Genomic DNA, 1,040 nt, shown 5'->3' on the forward strand with positions numbered 1-1,040 from the left:
CGAACAGCCCGCGCCGCTCCACCTCGGCCAGCAGCCGCGCCGCATGCGGCGAGCCGCTAACGTGCGCGCAGCGCGCCACGGTCAGCTCGGGCAGCACCGCGCAGCACAGCAGGAAGCTGCGCAGCTCGTCGGGCATCTCGTCGAGCACCTCGGCGGCGAGGTAGTCGAACAGGTGGCGCTGCGTCAGCACGCCGGCACGTGCCCCGGAGCCGCCCGGCCGCGCCGACAGGTTCAGGCGCAAACCGGCGGCCCAGCCGTCGGTGCGCTCCAGCAACTCGCGCGCCGCACCGGCCTCGGCCGGCAAGCCGGCGCTCGCCAGCAGTTCGGCCACCTCGTTCTCGCTGAAGCGCAGCTCGTACTGCCGGAACTCGCTGAGCTCGCCGGCCGCGCGCCAGCGGCCCATCGCGAGCGGCGGCTCCAGCCGGCTCGCCATCACGACACCCCATGGCTGCGGCAGCCGCTCGATCAGCAGCTGCAGCAACTCGAACACCTGCGGGTCGGCGATGCGGTGCACGTCGTCGAGCACCAGCAGGCCGCGCGCGCGCTCGGCGCCGGCCAGCGCATTGACCAGTTCGTCGGCCACCGCGCGCAGCCCGCGCTCGCCGAGCGCCAGCGTGGCGAGCGCATCGGGGTCGACCCGCCACGGCAGGTCGTGCGGCTCCAGCGCGCTGCCCAGGCACGCGAGGAAGCGCGGCAGCTGGTCGTCCTCGTCGGCCGTCACCCAGGCGAGCGCGGTGCCCGGCGGCAGCAGGCGGATCTGCCGCGCCAGCGCCGAGGTCTTGCCGTAGCCGGCCGGCGCGAGCAGCAAGGTCAGCCGCTGCTGCTGCAGTGCCGCGCCCAGCGCGTGCTCCAGCACCGGCCGCCCGACCAGGCTGGTGCGCGGGCGTGGCGGCTGGATCTTGGCCAGCGCGAAGGCGTGGGAAGCGGCTCCAGGGAGGGCGGTCGACGGCATCGCGGGATTCTGACGGCGCACCGCCGGCGCAGCGCGCTGCACGACCTCCTCAAATGAGGGGATGGCCCGCCATCCGGCGCCTGATGGC

The 1,040-nt window shown here is 75.2% G+C and carries 1 protein-coding gene; it reads right to left on the bottom strand.

Annotated features, from left to right (window positions below; all coding sequences use genetic code 11):
- On the bottom strand, window positions 1-952 hold a 952-nt coding region (locus AC1D01_RS36170; RefSeq protein ID WP_477874560.1), incomplete at its 3' end, for a winged helix-turn-helix domain-containing protein.
- Window positions 953-1,040 lie beyond the last annotated feature (88 nt).

Source organism: Rhizobacter sp. P3_B12 (assembly GCF_056402895.1).